This is a genomic window from Thioalkalivibrio versutus, from assembly GCF_001999325.1.
Taxonomy (GTDB): domain Bacteria; phylum Pseudomonadota; class Gammaproteobacteria; order Ectothiorhodospirales; family Ectothiorhodospiraceae; genus Thioalkalivibrio; species Thioalkalivibrio versutus.
Map to the genome: position 1 here is coordinate 1 of NZ_MVAR01000044.1, position 17,341 is coordinate 17,341.

14 protein-coding genes and 1 tRNA gene are annotated in these 17,341 nt (G+C 66.4%); 4 read left to right on the forward strand and 11 right to left on the reverse strand.

The window, feature by feature from the left end; genetic code table 11:
* Window positions 1-656 precede the first annotated feature (656 nt).
* From prsT to B0684_RS13160, 5 genes are all read right to left on the reverse strand, one after another.
* Window positions 657-3,500, reverse strand: coding sequence for an XrtA/PEP-CTERM system TPR-repeat protein PrsT (prsT, locus tag B0684_RS13140; RefSeq protein WP_233123458.1), 2,844 nt, complete (start codon window positions 3,498-3,500; stop codon window positions 657-659).
* Window positions 3,501-3,511: 11 nt separating this feature from the next.
* Entirely contained in the window at window positions 3,512-4,849 is a 1,338-nt protein-coding gene (gene prsR / locus B0684_RS13145; RefSeq protein ID WP_018649562.1) for a PEP-CTERM-box response regulator transcription factor, read from the reverse strand.
* A gap of 61 nt (window positions 4,850-4,910) precedes the next feature.
* A complete protein-coding gene (gene prsK / locus B0684_RS13150) occupies window positions 4,911-6,959 on the reverse strand; it encodes an XrtA/PEP-CTERM system histidine kinase PrsK (protein WP_018649563.1) in 2,049 nt (682 codons plus the stop codon).
* 7 nt (window positions 6,960-6,966) lie between these two features.
* On the reverse strand, window positions 6,967-8,361 hold the full coding sequence (locus B0684_RS13155) for a TIGR03013 family XrtA/PEP-CTERM system glycosyltransferase (RefSeq protein ID WP_018168660.1): 1,395 nt from the start codon (window positions 8,359-8,361) through the stop codon (window positions 6,967-6,969).
* Window positions 8,362-8,520: 159 nt separating this feature from the next.
* On the reverse strand, window positions 8,521-9,168 hold the full coding sequence (locus B0684_RS13160) for an XrtA/PEP-CTERM system exopolysaccharide export protein (RefSeq protein WP_018144849.1): 648 nt from the start codon (window positions 9,166-9,168) through the stop codon (window positions 8,521-8,523).
* A 250-nt stretch (window positions 9,169-9,418) separates the two neighbouring features.
* Between B0684_RS13160 and B0684_RS13165 the strand changes: the two genes are divergently transcribed.
* Both B0684_RS13165 and galE read left to right on the forward strand, forming a co-directional pair.
* A complete protein-coding gene (locus tag B0684_RS13165; RefSeq protein ID WP_018649564.1) occupies window positions 9,419-10,195 on the forward strand; it encodes a YdcF family protein in 777 nt (258 codons plus the stop codon).
* Between the two features lie 43 nt (window positions 10,196-10,238).
* The gene (galE, locus tag B0684_RS13170) at window positions 10,239-11,231 is read left to right on the forward strand and encodes a UDP-glucose 4-epimerase GalE (RefSeq protein WP_018649565.1); all 993 of its coding nucleotides are present in this window, start codon (window positions 10,239-10,241) and stop codon (window positions 11,229-11,231) included.
* A gap of 70 nt (window positions 11,232-11,301) precedes the next feature.
* On the opposite strand, the gene B0684_RS13175 is transcribed toward galE, so the two are convergent.
* The 6 genes from B0684_RS13175 to moaC all read right to left on the reverse strand — a co-directional run bounded on the left by B0684_RS13175 (window position 11,302) and on the right by moaC (window position 16,579).
* The gene (locus B0684_RS13175) at window positions 11,302-12,234 is read right to left on the reverse strand and encodes an HNH endonuclease (RefSeq protein WP_018649566.1); all 933 of its coding nucleotides are present in this window, start codon (window positions 12,232-12,234) and stop codon (window positions 11,302-11,304) included.
* Window positions 12,235-12,356: 122 nt separating this feature from the next.
* A tRNA-Phe gene (locus tag B0684_RS13180) sits at window positions 12,357-12,432 on the reverse strand.
* Window positions 12,433-12,544: 112 nt separating this feature from the next.
* On the reverse strand, window positions 12,545-12,820 hold the full coding sequence (locus B0684_RS13185) for an oxidative damage protection protein (protein ID WP_077277051.1): 276 nt from the start codon (window positions 12,818-12,820) through the stop codon (window positions 12,545-12,547).
* Entirely contained in the window at window positions 12,804-13,862 is a 1,059-nt protein-coding gene (gene mutY / locus B0684_RS13190) for an A/G-specific adenine glycosylase (protein ID WP_026312993.1), read from the reverse strand. Before mutY ends, B0684_RS13185 begins: the two co-directional genes overlap by 17 nt.
* A 51-nt stretch (window positions 13,863-13,913) precedes the next feature.
* Window positions 13,914-16,094 (reverse strand): AsmA family protein, encoded by a 2,181-nt coding sequence (locus B0684_RS13195; RefSeq protein ID WP_018649569.1) that lies wholly within the window; start codon window positions 16,092-16,094, stop codon window positions 13,914-13,916.
* Window positions 16,091-16,579, reverse strand: coding sequence for a cyclic pyranopterin monophosphate synthase MoaC (gene moaC, locus B0684_RS13200; protein WP_018649570.1), 489 nt, complete (start codon window positions 16,577-16,579; stop codon window positions 16,091-16,093). The genes B0684_RS13195 and moaC overlap by 4 nt, the downstream gene beginning before the upstream one ends.
* A gap of 45 nt (window positions 16,580-16,624) precedes the next feature.
* Between moaC and moaD the strand changes: the two genes are divergently transcribed.
* Both moaD and B0684_RS13210 read left to right on the forward strand, forming a co-directional pair.
* Window positions 16,625-16,858, forward strand: a complete 234-nt coding sequence (gene moaD, locus B0684_RS13205) for a molybdopterin converting factor subunit 1 (protein ID WP_018144868.1) — start codon at window positions 16,625-16,627, stop codon at window positions 16,856-16,858.
* Window position 16,859: 1 nt separating this feature from the next.
* The gene (locus tag B0684_RS13210) at window positions 16,860-17,297 is read left to right on the forward strand and encodes a molybdenum cofactor biosynthesis protein MoaE (RefSeq protein WP_018649571.1); all 438 of its coding nucleotides are present in this window, start codon (window positions 16,860-16,862) and stop codon (window positions 17,295-17,297) included.
* Window positions 17,298-17,341: the final 44 nt, after the last annotated feature.

Genomic DNA, 17,341 nt, shown 5'->3' on the forward strand with positions numbered 1-17,341 from the left:
CCCGGTACTACAGCGGTCATGGACCCTCGTGCGAACCGGCCAACCCCTCTCCCGCCACCCCCGGCAATCATCCGGCGACTGCCCCTGTTCGGACTCGCACCACCACCCCGGACCGACGCTCGCCCCCCCTTCGGATGTCCGCCTGGCCTGCCAGCGCAAGACTATCAATGCACCACTCGAACTCGAGCCCCGTCCTTCGGAGGCGTGTGAGGCTAGCGCCCCGTATGCCCGAGCCCCCGCTGCACCCCGACCAAGATGCGAACGGGCCGGTAGCACCACGACCGGACTGCGCGCCGCGCCGGGTCTCGGGATACACGGGGCATCACCGCGATGCCGGCACATTCATCAGCGTCTCCCAGGCACCTGCGAAGACACCAGGAGCATGGCAGTGGGCCGTAGTCGAGGGGACGGATAACCCGGCCCCGAAACCGTGGCATTGGCTCATCCCCGCCGACATCCGGTCGCGGGCCGTGCCGGCCGCCGCGAGCGGCCCCCCGGCCGAGCGCAGCCGTCAGAAACCAGACAACGAAGTAATGTCCGGGCCGACCCGGGATTACAGGACCGGCCGGACGGATGGATGTGCGGCGACCAGGCTGTCGCACACAACAAAGGGGCTGCTCTCGGCAGCCCCCTTGATCGACCGGTTCGTGCCGGGTCTACAGGCGATCGAGCAGCGCTTCGGCATCCGCCCGCTGGGGGAACTGGTCGTGCCTGTCCAGCACGCGACGCAAGCGTTCAGCAGCGGCGTCGCGCTCGCCCCGTTCGCTTTCCGCCCAGGCCAGGTGGTACTGAATGCCCGGATCATCCGGGGCAAGCTCGCTGGCACGGCCAAGGATGTCTGCGGCCTCTGCAGGCTCACCGGCGTGGATCAGCACCGCGCCCAGGGTGTCCAGCACCGGAGCCGCCTCCGGTGCCAGCTCGGCGGCCCGGCGCGCATGCTCCAGCGCCTGCCGGGTATCACTCTCGCGCAACGACCATGCGAGGTTGTTGAGCGCAATCACGTCGTCGTCATCCTGCTCGACGATCCGACGGTACGAATCCATCGCTCCGGACCGGTCGTCCGCCGCCATCTGCTGCGCCGCGTGGATATGCCATGTCGCCAGGTCCTGCGGGTTTTCATCCAGCCAGGCGGCCAGCGTGGCCCGTCCGGCATCGCCATCCCCGGCTTCGCGCTGCGCCTCCGCCAGTGCATGCACCCAGTCCCGACGTTGCGAACCCGGGTCCGCCAGTGCGGCCCGGTAATGCCGCACGGCGGCGGCTGGGTCGTCCCGCTGCATGGCCGCGCGGCCCAGCAAGGCCTGGACCTCGCTGCGGTTCTCGTAGAGCTCCTCCAGGCGCGCCAGATGGGGCTCGGCATCGCTCATGCGTTCCTGATTGAGCAGGCCCCGGGCCAGAAGCAGGCGGGCCCGGTAGTGGTCCGGCTGCTGCTCCAGGAGCTCGCGAAGCGTGCTCTCGATCGCGGCATCGTCACCGGCCTGCGCATGCGCGCGGGCCAGGGCGAGGCGCAGGTTCACGTTGTCCGGCGCCTGTTCGACGGCCTCCGCGAGACTTGTCACCGCGGCATCCGGACGATTGAGACTCTGCTGGACGTCCGCCAGCGCATACAGCAGGTCCGGATTCCCGGGGTGATGTTCACGCGCGGCCAGGAGCGTCTGCAGGGCCTGCTCCGGTTGGCCGCTCTGAAGCTGGATCTGGGCCAGGGTGAGATGCGGCGGCAGCAACTCGGGCTGCGAATCGATGGCCGTTTGCAGCCAGCGCGCCGCCCCCTGGTGGTCGCCATCCTGCAGGCTCATGTTGGCCAGGCGCTGGGCCGAACGGGCATGCCCCGGGTCGCGCTCCTGGATCGCTTCCAGCACCTCGCGCGCCGCCCCGCGATTGCCGACCTGGAGTTCCAGGCCAGCGAGGTTCATCGCCACGGATATATCGTCCGGGTCCAGCGCGACGCCCTCGCGGAAGGCCGCCCGGGCCTCGTCGGTTCGCCCCAGCCCCATCAGGGCAGCGCCCTGCAGGCTCAGCGGACCGGCCGCTTCCGGCTGGAGCTCCTGCAGACGCTGTGCCCGCTCGAGTGCCTCGTCGTAGCGTCCTGTCTGCAACAGGTACAGCACCAGCGTGGTATCCACCTGCTGGGCCGAGGCCTCGCCGCCTCCGGCGGCGCGCAGCGCATCCAGACCTTCTTCCGTCTCCCCGCCCCGGAGCAGCGCCACCGCCAGCAATTCCTGGAGATCCTGCGAACCCGGGCTCGACGCAGCCGCGTCGCGCAACGCATCGATGCCGGCTTCGGAATCGCCGGCAACCAGCAGCAGTCGCCCGCGCAGCTCGGCCATGTCGGCCGGCTCGCCGGTGTAGTCGCGGCTTGCCCGCTCCACGAACTGCAGGGCATCCTCCACGCGATCCTGTTCCAGATAGATCGCCGTCAGCGTACGAATACCCTGCAGCGATCCGGGGCTCTCCTGAACATGACGATTGAGGTTGTGTTCGGCCTGCTCCATGTTGCCGAGACTGCGATGAGCCAGGCCGAGGCCCAGAAGCGCCGGGCTGTAGGAGCGATTCCCGGCCAGGGCCTGCTCGAAACTCGCCCGCGCTTCGCTATGCCGCTCCTGCTCCATCAGGAGCATCCCGTCCAGATAATGCACGCCCGGATGCGACGAGCCGCCTTGCTTCAGGCCGTCGACATCCGCCCGTGCACCCTCGTAATCACCGGCATTCAGACGCACCATCGCCCGCGCCATGTGATCGCGCCCCGAGGCCGGGCGCACTTCGATGGCCCGGCTGAAGGCCTCTTCCGCACCCTCGGGGTCGCCGGTGATGCGCCGATACTCGCCCAGGAGACTCCAGGCCTGTCCCAGCTCGGGCTGCAGGTCAAGGGCCTGCTCCAGGGATGCGATCGCGTGCTCGGCATCGCCCTGGGCCATCGACAGGTGGGCATGCGCCAAGGCCTGTAACGGCTCCTGCTCGCGCTCTCCAATCTGCGCCAGCTCGCCTTCCGCCGCCTCGCGCTCGCCGACGGCCGCGAAGGCGACGGCCCGCAAGGCGTGCAGCCGCGGCCGTTCCTCCGCCGCCAGGTCCTCTGGCACCTCCTGCTCACGGATGCGCACAAGACGATCGGTCGCGAACCACGCCTCGGCCAGCGGCAACGCCACCTGAGCGTCCGGGATCCCGAGCGACTGCGCCCGCCCCAGCTGACGCAGCGCCTCCTCGGGGTTGTTCAACTGCAGGTACACCACCCCGAGCCTTTGCCGAGTGGCGGGGGCATCGGTATTCAGCTGCAGGGCATTGCGGTACTCGATGCGCGCGCCCTGGTAGTCGCCCTTCTCCTGCAGGGCCTGGGCGCGTTCGAGGTAGTCCTGTTCGCTGCCCGCCCCGATCTGGTCGCAGCCGGCCAGACCCACACCGGTGGCCAGCACCACGGCCAGGGCCAGGGGCTTCAGCCGCCCGTTCGGTATCCGGTTGGAGCGGGGCCGGGCAAGCCCGGCGTCTTCTTGCATGTATCGGGTAGTCACTATGGTGCTCCTCATCTGAGCCCGTACTTGTCGAGCAGGCCGTAGAGCGTTGGACGGGTAATGCCGAGAGTGTCGGCTGCCTGGGCGATGTTGCCGTTCGTGCGCCCCATCGCCTTGATTACGGATTGATATTCGGCCCGGTCACGGGCCTCGCGCAGGCGCTCCGGCGGCGGATCCTGATCCCGGTCCTGCAAGCCGAGGTCTTCCGCGGTCACCAGATTGCCGTCGGCCATGATTACGGCGCGCCGGATCAGGTTCTCCATCTCGCGCACGTTGCCGGGCCAGCTGTGGCCCTCGATCGCCCGCAGCGCATCGGCAGTGAAGCCGCGGCGGGGTTTGCCCTGCTCGCGGGCGAAGCGTTCCAGAAGCGCATGCGCCAACAGGGTTGCGTCACCCTGACGTTCGCGTACCGGGGGGATGTCGATGGCGATCTCGCTAATGCGATAGAACAGGTCCTCGCGAAAATCGCCCGAGCGGATCAGCGCCTGGAGGTCCTGATTGGTCGCACCGATGATGCGCACATCCACCGGGATCTCGTTGCGCCCGCCCAGGCGCTCGACCGTGCGCTCCTGCAGAAAGCGCAGGAGCTTGGCCTGCAGGCTCTGCGGAAGATCGCCGATCTCGTCCAGGAACAACGTGCCCTTGTCGGCGTGTTCGATCTTGCCGATGGTCTGACGGGTAGCACCGGTGAAGGCGCCCTTCTCGTAGCCGAACAGCTCGCTTTCCAGAAGGTTCTCGGGGATCGCGGCGCAGTTGATCGCAACGAAGCGCTCCTTGGCGCGGTTACTCAGGTCATGGACGGCGCGCGCCAGGACCTCTTTGCCGGTGCCGCTGTCACCCAGCAACAGCACCGTCGCGTCGGAGGGCGCCACGCGTTCCACCATGCGGCAGACCTGAAGCATGCGCGGATCCGCGGTGATGAGCCCGGACAGCGAAGAGACGCCGCCACGGGCCAGGCGCCGATTCTCCTCCTCGAGCTCGTACAGCCGCGCGGCGCGGTCCACGATCAGACGCAGGAGTTCGGCGTCCACGGGCTTGATATAGAAATCGTAGGCCCCCAGGGCAACGGCCTTCAGGGCGTTCTCGCGATCATCGTTGCCGGTGACCACGATCACCTTGACCCCGGGATTGAACGCCAGGATCTCCTCCAGGAGTGCCAGGCCCTCGGTGGCGTTTGCGGGGTCCGGGGGCAGACCCAGGTCCAGCGTGACCAGCTCGGGCTCGTGACGGCGCATGTGGGCCATCGCGCTGGCACGATCCTGGGCCTGGAGGATCTCGTAGCCGTCCAGACACCAGCGCAACTGGCTTTGCAGGCCGGTGTCATCCTCGACAATCAGAAGCTTGAGCATCGACTCCATTACATTGCACCCGGCCCGGGGAGGACGTGATGGTGGACGGCGGGGAGGGTTGTCATGCGCCGTGCTGCGGCAGGCGCAAAGTGAAGGTGGTCCCCTCGCCGACGCGGCTGGAAACATCGATCCGCCCGCCCATCCGGACCACCAGGTCGCGGGCCTCATACAGCCCAATACCCATGCCGGCGTTTCCCTTGGTGGTCTGAAACGGACGGAAGAGCCGCCGACGAACGAAGTCCTCGTCCATGCCGGACCCGTTATCCTCGATTCCGATAATGACCCATTGATCCCGGGTTTTCAGGGTCAAGGTTATATCGCCGTTATCCGGTGTGGCCTCCTGCGCATTCCGCACCAGGTGCAGCAGTACATTCCGCAGGGCGTCACGGTTTCCGAGGACCTCCGCGGATGTGTCGATCGCCACTCGGGGCAGCGGATGGATCTCGCGGCTATCGCCGGCGACCTCGCGCAGCAGGGCGTCCATGTCGATCGCCTGACGCGGGCTGTCGGCACCCGGTTGCGCCTTGCGCAACTGGGCGAGGGTGCGTTCCAGACGCTCGCGTGCATTGCCGACGGTGCGGAAGGCGTCCGCCACGAACTCGGGGTTGTCACGGTGACGCTCGGCGTTGGAGCTGATCAGGGACAGCTGGGCCGATACGTTCTTGAGGTCGTGGACCAGAAACGCCGCCAGCCGGTGGAAGGTCTCGAATTGACGCGCCTCCAGCAGCGCCTCGTCGGTCTGCACCAGGGCCACGTAGACCGCCAGCTGACGGCCCGCGGTCTTCAGCAGGTCGCGCTCCTCCCAGTCGATACGGTGCCGTGCCCGCGGCTGGGCGAGCACGACAAAGCCCTCCAGACCATCGCTTTTCAGGAGCGGCACCACGGCCCAGTGGCGCGGATTGTCGACCAGCCACTGCGGCAGATCGAGCCCGTGATAGAACGCCGGATCGCGGCGGAACTCGTCAATATCGATCACCCAGCCGGAATGCGTCAGAAACGCCACCAGCGGGTCGTCCGGTTCCATTGACGGATAGTCCGGCTGGCCCAGATTCAGGACCCCGTCGAGGGCGAAGGTGCTGTCGTCCCGACGAACCCACAACAACCCCCCCGGACTCTCGACCAGCTCGCCAATGGCCTGGATGGCCCGCTGGCGAAACGGGATCTCGTGGTCCGTCTGCGCCAGGGTGCCGGTAAACCGCAGCCACTCCTGGCGGTAGTCGTAGCGATAGTTGAAGAAGTGCTTGGCCAGCCAGACGCGCAACTGGGCGCGGACGCTGCCGGAAAAGAGCACGATCGCCAGGAGCAGCACGGCCCCGAACAGCAGGGTGACCTGCAGCAGCGCACCGAGATCGCCCCCGTGGTGGCGCAGGTAATACCCCGCGCCCCCGACCGCCAGCAGATACAGCCCGGCCCCGAACAGCGACGCGGTGTGAAACAGCAGATGGCGGGACACCGTGGGCCCCTCGCGGTGCGGCAGGCGCCGGCTCACCGCGACCGCGAGCAACGGGACCACTAGCGCGTTGACGAACCCGCGGGCCTGCCAGGACGGGCTGTCGATCGTCTGGAACAGCACCAGATCCGCAAACAGGAACAGGTCGAACGCGAACAGGCCACCCAGGCCCAGGCAGAGGAACTTGATCTCCCAGCGATTCTGCGGCGGCGTGTTGCGGTAGACCTGCTCCACCAGCACCAGTCCGGCAATCGCCATCAACAGGGTTGCCAGCCCCGGCCAGATGGCGCCCAGCAACTGTGGCCACAGCATCGGCACCAGGATGAACAGCAGGAACGCCGTGGTGGCCGCCCCCCACCAGCGCAACGCACGCGGCTCCACCCCGGGGCGGCTGCCACTGCCGGCGAGCAGCGCCAGCAACACCGCAAACCAACCGGCATTGCGCGCCACCTCCATCACCCCACCGGAGATCGCGGCACTGGTCCCGTAGTGCCAGGCCAGAAAGCCCAGATATCCCGCCCATCCCACCGACAGCAGCGAGGCCAGCACCATCCACAGGGCCGAGGGGCGATTGCGCCAGCGCACCACGGTCACAACGGCCAGGACCAGGAACGCAAGTGCCGCCGTCAGATAGCTCGTCGCGGCCAGGGGCATCAGCATCGCGGATTCAGCGGGCCCCGCGGCCGAACAGCACAACCTTGACGGTCTCGAACAGGATCAGGATGTCCAGAAACAGGGTGTGATTCTTCACGTAATACAGGTCGTACTGCAGCTTCTGCCGCGCATCCTCGACCGAGGCCCCGTAGGGATACCGCACCTGAGCCCAGCCAGTGATCCCCGGACGGATGGTGTGGCGCGCGGGGAAATAGGGGATCTGCTCGGTGAGCTGTCCGACGAACACCGGCCGCTCCGGGCGCGGTCCGACGAACGACATGCTGCCCTGGAAGACATTGATGACCTGCGGCAGTTCGTCGATGCGCAGCTTGCGAATAATGCGCCCGACACGGGTGATGCGGTCGTCGTCATGCACCGCCCAGCGCGCGACGCCATCGACCTCGGCGTCCTCGCGCATGCTGCGGAACTTGCAGACCTCGAACGGGACGTTCCCCTGACCCACCCGGGTCTGCCAGTAGAACACCGGGCCGCGACTCTCCAGCTTGATCGCCAGGGCGGTGGCCAGCATCACCGGCAGGGTCGCCGCCAGCAGTGTGGCGCTGGCCAGCACATCGAACGTCCGTTTCACCGCGTTGCGCGTCCAGTGCTGCCGGAAGCCTTCGCCGAAGATCAACCAGCTGGCGTTCAGCGAGTCCAGCTGAACCTTCTGCAGTTCGCGCTCGAAGAAGCTCGAGACGTCGGTAACGGCAACCCCGTTGAGCTTGCACTCAAGCAGCTGCCCGATCGGCAGGTTGTGGCGTCGGTCGCGGATCGCGACCACGATCTCGTGTACTCGGTGCTCGCGCGCCATGTCCAGCAGGCTGGCATCGCTCCCGAGCTGGAAATGGCGTCCCGGATCCCGCGCGCAATCCTTCTCGCCCTGGGTAGCGATGTACCCGAGGACCCGATATGGCAGCTCTTCCGAATACTTGTCCGGATGGATCGTGTCGATCGCGCAGGCCCGGCTGCCGGTGCCCAGCACCAGAACCCGGCGCTTGAAGGCATCCGCCTCGGAAAAGTTGCGCCAGAGGGTCCTTTCGGCGACCAGACCGGTCAGCAGGAGCAGCACGCCGCCGCCGACTGCGGTCGGCGAAAACAGCGCAGCCGGGACCATGGCGCCATAGGCCAGCAGCAACCCACCCACAACCAGGATGGCCGGAACCAGGCGCAGCAGCGACCGCAGCGTGCTGCGGGTCGCGAGGTAGTCGGATTCGTACAGGCCGGCCAGAGTCAAGACGACCAGGACGACCAGCGTCGCCACCATCAGCTGGGGGTCCAGCAGGCTGAGAGCCTCCGGCTGGAAGGGCGGCAGGGTCAGCACCGCATACAGGCACAGATACGCCACGAGCAACTCCGCGCCCGCGAGCATCAGGACGCGGCGGCGGATGTAGTGGCCAAAGATGCGCATGACTAGCCGCCTCGCCGAGGCGCGTACACAGAAGAGTTGTTCGTCCTTTTCAGGGGGTCCATGGCTACCGTCCCCGAGCCCGATCAATGGGGGCGGTCGTTCCCGGGTGGCGCCTCAAAGGCCCACCCACCCGGAAACCGGCCCCCCGTTCCGGGTTCGTCAGAAGCGTCGTTCAGGAATGATCAGCGTGTCACCGGGCAGCATGTCCACGTTGGCCGAGATATCGCCACCGTTGACCAGGTCGTCCAGGCGCACCCCATATTGCTTGCGCTCGCCATTCTCGTTACGCACGATCACTGCGCGATTGCCAGCGGCAAATTCGGTGATGCCGCCCACCGCGATCATCACATCCATCACGCTCATCTCCTCGCGATATTGCAGCGCCTGCGGCGCGGCGGCCTGCCCGATCACGCGAATCTGGCGACTATAGGGCCCGGCAAAACCGGTCACCATCACCGTGACGATCGGGTCACGCAGGAAGCGGGACAGCTCCTCCTCCATCACACGAGCCAGCTCCGTGGGCGTCTGCCCGCTCGCCTGGACATCCTCGACCAGCGGGGTCGTAATTTGCCCGTCGGGGCGTACCGACACGCCAGTGGAGAGATCCGGGTTGCCGCGCACGGATACCTGTAGGGAATCGCCGGGACCGATGATGTACTGCTCGATCACCGTGCGCTCGATGGAGGTCGGGGCCTCCGGGTAATCCGTCGTGGCACAGCCTGCCAGCAACAAGGCCGGCAGCAGGATGACGAAGCCGAACCTTGGCCCGGACTTCGACCCGGCCTTTGGAGCATTGATCAGGGACATCACGACTCCCCCTTGGAGATTCTGGCGGTTGTTAGAGGCTTCACCCGACCGGGAACGGGGCCCGCACCGCACCTCAAAGGTCGCGGAAACTGGCTACGCTTACCGGGAATACCGGATTCCACAAGCAACTTGATGTTAGGCCTCGGGTATGAACAGAGTCCACGTAAGGTCTTCATTCCCGGCGCTCCAGGACTAACGTTCGTGTTACGGAGACGTCGGGCCATCTACCTCCACCGAACAGGAGTGTCCCGTGGAGTTTCTGTCTCTCCGTTTCCTTGCCGACTGGTTTCTGCTCCCGCCCAGCGGACCGCTCCTGCTGGCCCTGGCGGGCCTGCTCCTGTACCGGACCCTGGCAGGCAAGGCCCTGCTGACCGGCGGGCTGCTCCTGACCTACGCATTCAGCATCCCGCCCGTCAGTCACGCCCTCATGGCCCCGCTGCAGGCCGCCTACTCGCCGCCCGACACGGCCGCACTGGAACACGCAGAGGCCATCGTCGTGCTCGGCGCCGGGTATCGCAGTGGTGCGGTGGAATTCTCCGGCGAAACGGTCAACGACCTGGCCCTGGTGCGACTGCGCTACGCCGCCGCCCTGCACCGGCAAACCGGACTCCCCGTGGTCGCCACCGGTGGCGGCCCGCAGGACCGGGAACCGGAAGCCCGCTGGATGGCCGAGGTCCTGGAGGAGTTCGGCGTCAGTCCGGTGTGGCAGGAAACCCGTGCGCGCGACACGGAAGGCAATGCCCGGCACTCGGCCGCGCTGTTGCACGAACGCGGCATGCAACGCGTCCTGCTCGTCACCCATGCGCACCACCTGCCGCGCGCCACTGCGGCATTCGAGCGCGCCGGGCTGGAGGCCATCCCGGCCCCGACCGGCGCCTTCGTCGCCCACGACACGAGGCTCTCGTTAGGCGCCTTCAAACCCCAGGCTAACGCCATGCGCACCAGCTGGCTCGCCCTGCACGAGTACCTCGGTATTCTGTGGTATCGCTGGCAATACGGCCGTCGCCCGGCACCGCCGGACTCCTGACGCGCCCCGCCAGCCCCAACCCATCACAACCGAGGGGCGACGGATGAATCTGCTGGTAACGGGCGGCGCTGGATACATCGGCAGCCATGTCCTGCAGCATCTGCGCAGGGGCGGGCACGACGTCACGGTGTACGACAACCTCAGCACCGGGCACGCATGGGCCGTGGGGGATGCCGAGCTGGTCGTCGGCGACCTGGCGGATACCGGGCGCCTGCGAGAAACGCTCGAACGCGGCTTCGACGGCGTGCTGCACTTTGCCGCGCACATCATCGTGCCGGAATCGGTCACCGACCCGCTCAAGTACTACGGCAACAACACCCGCAACACCTTCAACCTGCTGGAGGCCTGTGCCGCCACCGGCGTGCGCTACTTCGTGTTCTCCTCCACCGCCGCCGTCTACGGCATCCCCGACACCGTCTCGGTCGCGGAGGACGCCCCCCTACAGCCGATCAACCCCTACGGCGCCTCCAAGATGATGTCCGAGCGCATGCTGATGGACCTGGGCGCCGCCTCCGACCTGCGCTACATCAGCCTGCGCTACTTCAACGTGGCCGGCGCCGACCCCGAAGGCCGCCGGGGCCAGGCCACCCCCGACGCCACCCACCTGATCAAGGTCGCCTGCCAGGCCGCCACCGGCCAGCGCGACGGCATCACCGTATTCGGCACCGACTACGCCACCCGCGACGGCACCTGCGAACGCGACTACATCCACGTCGAGGACCTCGCCGCCGCTCACGTCCGCGCCCTGGAACACCTCGACGGCGGCGGTGCCCCCCAAGTGCTCAACTGCGGCTACGGCCACGCCTACAGCGTGCTCGACGTCATCGACGCCGTAAAACGCGCCAGCGGCGTTGACTTCCCCGTCACCCTCGGCCCGCGCCGCGAAGGCGACCCGCCCGCCCTGATGGCCGACGCGCGCCGCATCCGCCAGACCCTCGCCTGGGAACCGCAATACGCCGACCTCGACCTCATCGTCCGCCATGCCCTCGCGTGGGAACAGAAGACCGCCGGGACTCAGTCAAAAGCCTCGGCCTAGTATTAGGTCCTTGATAGCGGTACCTCATTCTCCAGTGGATATTGCTTCCAACGGTGGTGGCGTATGCGTCCTATGCTCGTTCCGAAAACAAATCGAAACGATATTTCAGGCGATCCCTATCCGGAGCATCGCGGGCATCAGCGGGTGGCGTTAGGTAGACTCCCTCGAGCTGCTTTAAGGCTTCCAAAGCGGGGCCATCCTTTTTCAGTTGTAAAGCTCTAGAAACATGCACCCGTAAGTCTTGATCAATGCCAATCAAATAGGCATCAAACGCAGCGTGGTGCAGCTTTGTCAGGGCCAAACCATTGTGGACTTCTGGTTGCCCGTAGATCTCATGCTTATCGGGAACGATGTGGGCCGCGTCCAGCAGCCTTGGGACGGGCAATCCGGTCAAAGCACATTTCCCGTTATAGGCCCCGAGGACTGCTTCTCGGAAACGGGTTTGATGGAGCCTCACCTGCACTTCTTGAAGCCCATAGCGCCTTTCAACACCACCATCGCGCACGCCCAACGCTCTCTGCTCCTGCGGCAAGAAGGCGATCCGGACCTCTTTGTGGAAAGGATCCCAATCAACCACGTACGCTGGAAAGATCGGCTGATACCGGGCAGGTGAAACCCCTAGGAAATAGATGATGGGCAATTGCAGCTCCATCACATAACGCAGGCCTAGGTTGGGCTTGGCATTAGGGTCTTCACCCTTAAAAGCGTATCTGACGGTCTCACTGCTGGTTAGGACTTCTTGATGAGCAGAGAGCTGGTCTCGATACCAAACGTCTCGCCCTTTCTTAGGGACCACCGTCTTAACCGACAACGGCCATTCCATCTCTTTGGGCTTAAAGATGCCCTCCGCTTGAGATAGGAAGCGGATTACCGCCCCCTCGAAGGGAAAGCCTTCCGCCAGTGTGTAGTGATCGACAACCTGATCTGTGACTAGAAGGCTCTCTAAGCGCTGGAATGCAGCCTCCCGAATGCGGGCGTCACGCTCAAATGCTTCATTGGCCATGATTGGGCAGTCCGAGTCTTTTTGACCAGGCTACCAGAACCGAATGCGAGCCCGTCTAGATTGCGGACACAACGAGACCGCCCAAGAGGGCTGGAGACTCGAACATAAAACGAGGGAGATAATGGTGGCCGGGGACGGAATCGAACCGCCGACACGGGGATTTTCAATCCCCTGCTCTACCGACTGAGCTACCCGGCCATACTTCGGAGGGATTCGTCCTGCGGACGAAGGGCGGTATTAAAGCGGCCCGGCGCCTCCACGTCAAGCGCGCCGGGCCCTCATTATGTCCCTAGTCACGGAAAACCGCGGCTCAGGAGGCGTTCGGGTCGACGAAGCCGTCCGGCTTTTCCGAGCCGTCGCCGAACAGGAACTTCTCCATTTCCTCTTCGAGGAACTTGCGCGCCTTGGGGTCGACCGGGGTCAGGCGGTATTCGTTGATCAGCATGGTCTGGTGGTTCAGCCAGGCCTGCCAGGCCTCCTTGGACACGTTCAGGTAGATCTTCTTGCCCATCTCGCCGGGATAGGGCGGGAAGTCGAGCCCGTCAGACTCTTTGCCGAGTTTCACGCAGTTAACGGTTCGTGCCATTGCCGGAATCCTTGTCGTCGTGCAGATAACGCTGGATGGGGGCCGGGATGCCGACCGCCCGTGATGTGCCGGGTTTATACCAAATCACCCTGTCGCCTTCCATGATCCCACACGCGCCAGCCGGGAGGTCGAAGGGCCGGATGCGCAGATCCAGGCGGTAGTGGCTGAAGCTGTGCTGGAGCCCGTGATCGGCACCGGACGGGGTGGCACCGGGCCACTGAACGAGCACCCAGTCTTCCAGGGCCTCCGCGGTTTCGGCCTCGGGCAGGCTGTAGAGCCCGCCCCAGATGCCGTCCTGTTCGCGCTGGATCAACGCGATACCCTCCGGTGCCCGCAGACAGGCGGCCCAGCGCGTGCGTGTGGGCAGATCGCGGCGCGGCCGGGGCGAAGGCAGCGTTCCGGTCAGGCCCTGCTGCGCGGCGCCGCAGTCCACGTGCACCGGGCAGGCCTCACAGGCGGGGCGGCTGCGAGAACAGAGCAGGGCGCCCAGGTCCATGATCGCCTGGGTGTAATCCGCGCAGCGTGTGGCAGGGATACGCGCCTCGGCCTCGGCCCACAGTTCGCGCTGGACGGCGGTACTGCCCGGCCAGCCGTGGATCGCCGCGTGACGGGCGAGTACGCGCTTGGCATTGCCGTCCAGGATGGCCTCGGGCGCATCGTGCGCCTGGGCGATGATGGCGGCGGCGGTGGAGCGCCCGATGCCCGGCAGTTGTTCCAGGCCCGCGCGCTCGGCGGGGAACACGCCCCCGTGTTCCTCGACCACCACCTGTGCGGCGCGGTGCAGGTTGCGCGCACGGGCGTAATAGCCAAGCCCCGACCACTGGTGCAGCACGGCGTCCTGCGGGGCCGCGGCAAGGCTTTGCACGTCGGGGAACCGCTCCATGAAGCGCAGGAAGTAGGGGACGACGGTCTCCACTCGGGTCTGCTGCAGCATGATCTCGGAGACCCACACCCGATAGGGCGTGCGCGGATGCTGCCACGGCAGGTCCTGGCGACCGTGGCGATCGAACCAGACGAGCAGCCGCTCGGCGAAGGCGTTCATGGGCGAATCGAACATGGCGGCACCCGCACCGGGGGCGGGCGCCGCGGGTGATCAGCGACTGCGGAAGCGATCCAGGAGCCGGTCGGACTCCTGCTCAATGCGCTCGCGGGCACGCTCTTCTTCCTCGTCCAGGCGTTCGCGGACACGATCCTCTTCCTCTTGCACGCGTTCGCGGACCTCGCCTTCGTATCGGTCCCGCAGGGCATCCTCCAGGTCGAGACGGAAGCTCGGGTCGGTGAACGTGCCGCTGATGCGGATCGGCAGCGTCACGCCGCGTAGATCGTCGAGTTCCCGGCCACCCTGGCCCTCCAGCGTGCCGACCACGGTGCTGTTCACGCGGTAGTCGAGGGTGTCGTCGTTCAGGTCGGCCTGGCCTTCGCCGCTCACCCGCAGCAGGGGCGAGCTGGCCGCCAGGTCCTCGTTGCGCACGATGCCGTCGCGAATGGTGAAGCTGCCGGTCAGTTCGCTGAAATCGGTCTGGTTGGGCTCTTCCTCTTCCAGCTGCTCGCCGCGCAGGCGCGCCTCGGCCCGGCGGATGATCTGGGCCACGTTGATGCCGCGAACCGCGCCATCCTCGAAGCGCATATTGCCGGAGCCGTTCAGGGCACCCTTCAGCTCGCTCAGGAGCTCGCCCCGGGTGGCGATGTCCAGCTCCAGGTTGCCAGTACCCATCAGGCGCGCATCGTCACCCTGAAAATCTTCCAGCAGGGCCCCGATATCCAGAGCCTGCAGGTCGGCCGCCAGCTCGTAGCGCGGGGCATCGTGGCGCGCGTCCAGGCGCAGGCGGCTGCTCAGCTCGCCGTCGTAGGCCTCAGCATTCAGGGGCTGGATATTCCAGTCGCCCGCCTCGGCGCGGATCTGCAGCTCGATGTTGCGCAAGACCATGCCCATCACGTCGAGGCGGCCCAGCGCCGCGCTGCCATCCACATCGACGCTGCGCAGGGCCTCCAGCGGCAACTCGATGGCGATATCCTCGTCGGCTTCGCCATTGCCATCGCCGTTTTCCGTGCGAGCCTCTTCCACTTCCGGCGGCAGGTAGCGGTCGAGATTCAGGCGCTCGCCGGAGACATCGAAGGTGATCAGCGGGCGTTCCCCGCGACCATCCCAGCCCGCGGAACCGCTCAGCATGGCGTCATCCACGGTGATCAGGAACGGGTCCATGTTCAACGCCTGGAAGCTGCCGTGGGCGGACAGGTCCAAGGCAACCCGGGCCAGGGCATCCGGATCGCTGGTTTCGGGGGCGTCCATTCCCAAGTCCGTCAACACGTCCTTGAGGTTGAAGGTGTTGGTGCGCATTTCGCTACGGATCTGAGGCTGCTCGCCATCCAGCTCGGACAACTCGGCAAATCCAGTCATGCGCACGCCGGCGACACCCAGCGTCAGACGCTCCAGGCGCAGGGACATCGCGTCGGCCATTTCCAGGGCCACATCGGTTTCCAGGGTCATGCCCACGGCGCGCGGCAAGCCACCACCGTCGAGGCCCAGGGTGGCGTTCAGACGACGCACGGAGTAGCGCTCGTTGAGCAGGTCGACGTTCATCAGCCCGCCGAGATCGAGCGCGAGCTCCACCGGTTCGGCCAGATCGCCGCCCTCGGCGCGCACGACCGCTTCCAGATCCAGCCGCGTCTCGACGCCCGGGCGGAAGCGCCCAATCTGCAGCTCGAACGGGTCCAGGGTGGCCTGCATGCCGGTCTCGCGATCATCCCAGTGCACCCGGGCATTGGTCAGGGAGATTCCGGCCACGTCGATGCGCTGCAGGGCCAGCCGCGTCTCGGTCGTGGTGCGCTCGTCGTCATCCGCACCCACGGCCTCGTCGCGGGCGGCGCCCGCGTGATCCAGCAGGTCGTCCCAGTTGTTGCGGCCCTGCTCGTCGCGTGCCAGGTTCAGGCGCACACCGTCGGCCTGCACGCGCTGGACCTCCAGCTCGCGGCGCAGCAGCGGCATCACCGCCACCGCGACATCCACCACGTCGACCTCGGCGAACGGCTCGTCGCCAAAGCCCTCGGCATTGCCGAAGCGCACCTCTTCCAGACGCAGCCCAAGGCTGGGGAACAGGGTCAGGCCGATCGGCCCGGAGAGGGTCAGCTCGCGACCGGTCGCTTCCTGCACCTCCGCTTCGATGCGCTCCTTGTAATCATTCGCATCGAAGGTGATCAGCAGGTAGGCGGCCACGATGATGGCCAGCAGGATCAGTACGGCGATCAGGCCCAGCAGGCGCTTGATCCATTTCATTCGGAATCTCCTTTCGGTTCGGCCCGCCAGGTGCCACTGCGGCCCCCGCGTTTCTCGAGCAGGCGAACACCATCAATTTGCATGCCGCGATCCACGGCCTTGCACATGTCATAAACCGTCAGCAACGCAGTGGATACGGCGGCCAGCGCCTCCATCTCCACCCCGGTCTGGGCGTGCACCTCGCAGGTGGCCTGCACGCGCACGGCGGTATCTTCCGTCTCCAGATCCAGGGCCACCCGGGTCAGTCCGATCGGGTGGCACAGCGGAATTAGGTCTCCGGTCTTCTTGGCCCCCATGATGCCAGCCACGCGGGCAATACCCAGGACGTCCCCTTTGGCATGGCGGCCTTCGCGGATGCGCTGCAGGGTGTCCGGCTGCATGTGGATGCGGCCCTCGGCGATCGCCACGCGATGGGTGACGGACTTTTCGCCAACATCGACCATGTGCGCATGGCCTTCGGCATCGAAGTGAGTGAATTCGTTCATGCCAGCTATAATGCTTGACTCTTAGCCATGTTTACAGGGGCCGGAATGACCGTAAGCGTTCACTATTTCGCGCGATTGCGCGAGGAACTGGGCCGCCAGGGCGAAGAAGTGGCCCTGCCCGGAGAAGGCCTGACCGTCGGCGAGCTGTGGCGGCACCTGCACCAGGATGCCCCCCCGGAACGCCTGATGGCCGCGGTCAACCAGGAACAGGCGAGCCTGGAGACCCCGGTGCGCGATGGCGACGAGGTCGCCTACTTCCCGCCGGTCACCGGGGGCTAGGGTGGCGGTCGAGATCTATACCGGCGATTTCGATCCCTGGGAGGTCGTCCGCCAGGCCGAACAGGCCATCCCGGCGAACGCCCGCGGCGCGGCCAGCGTGTTCGTCGGCCGCATGCGCGACTTCAACGAAGACGAGGACGTGACCGGCCTGTTCCTGGAGCACTATCCGGGGATGACCGAGCGCGAGCTGGAGCGCATCGTCGCCGAGGCCGAGGCGCGCTGGCCGCTGCTGGGCTGCCATGTGGCCCACCGCGTCGGCGATGTGCGTCCCGGCGATGCCCTGGTGCTGGTGGCCACCTGGTCCGCCCACCGCATCGCCGCCCGCGACGCCTGCAGCGACATCCTCGAACGCCTGAAGCACGAGGCTCCGTTCTGGAAACGCGAGACCCTGGCCGACGGCACCGACCGCTGGGTGGAGAAAAACACCCCGGGTTTCTGAACCCCGCCACCCTGTTCGCCCCCCTTGTAGATACCGTCTTGCCC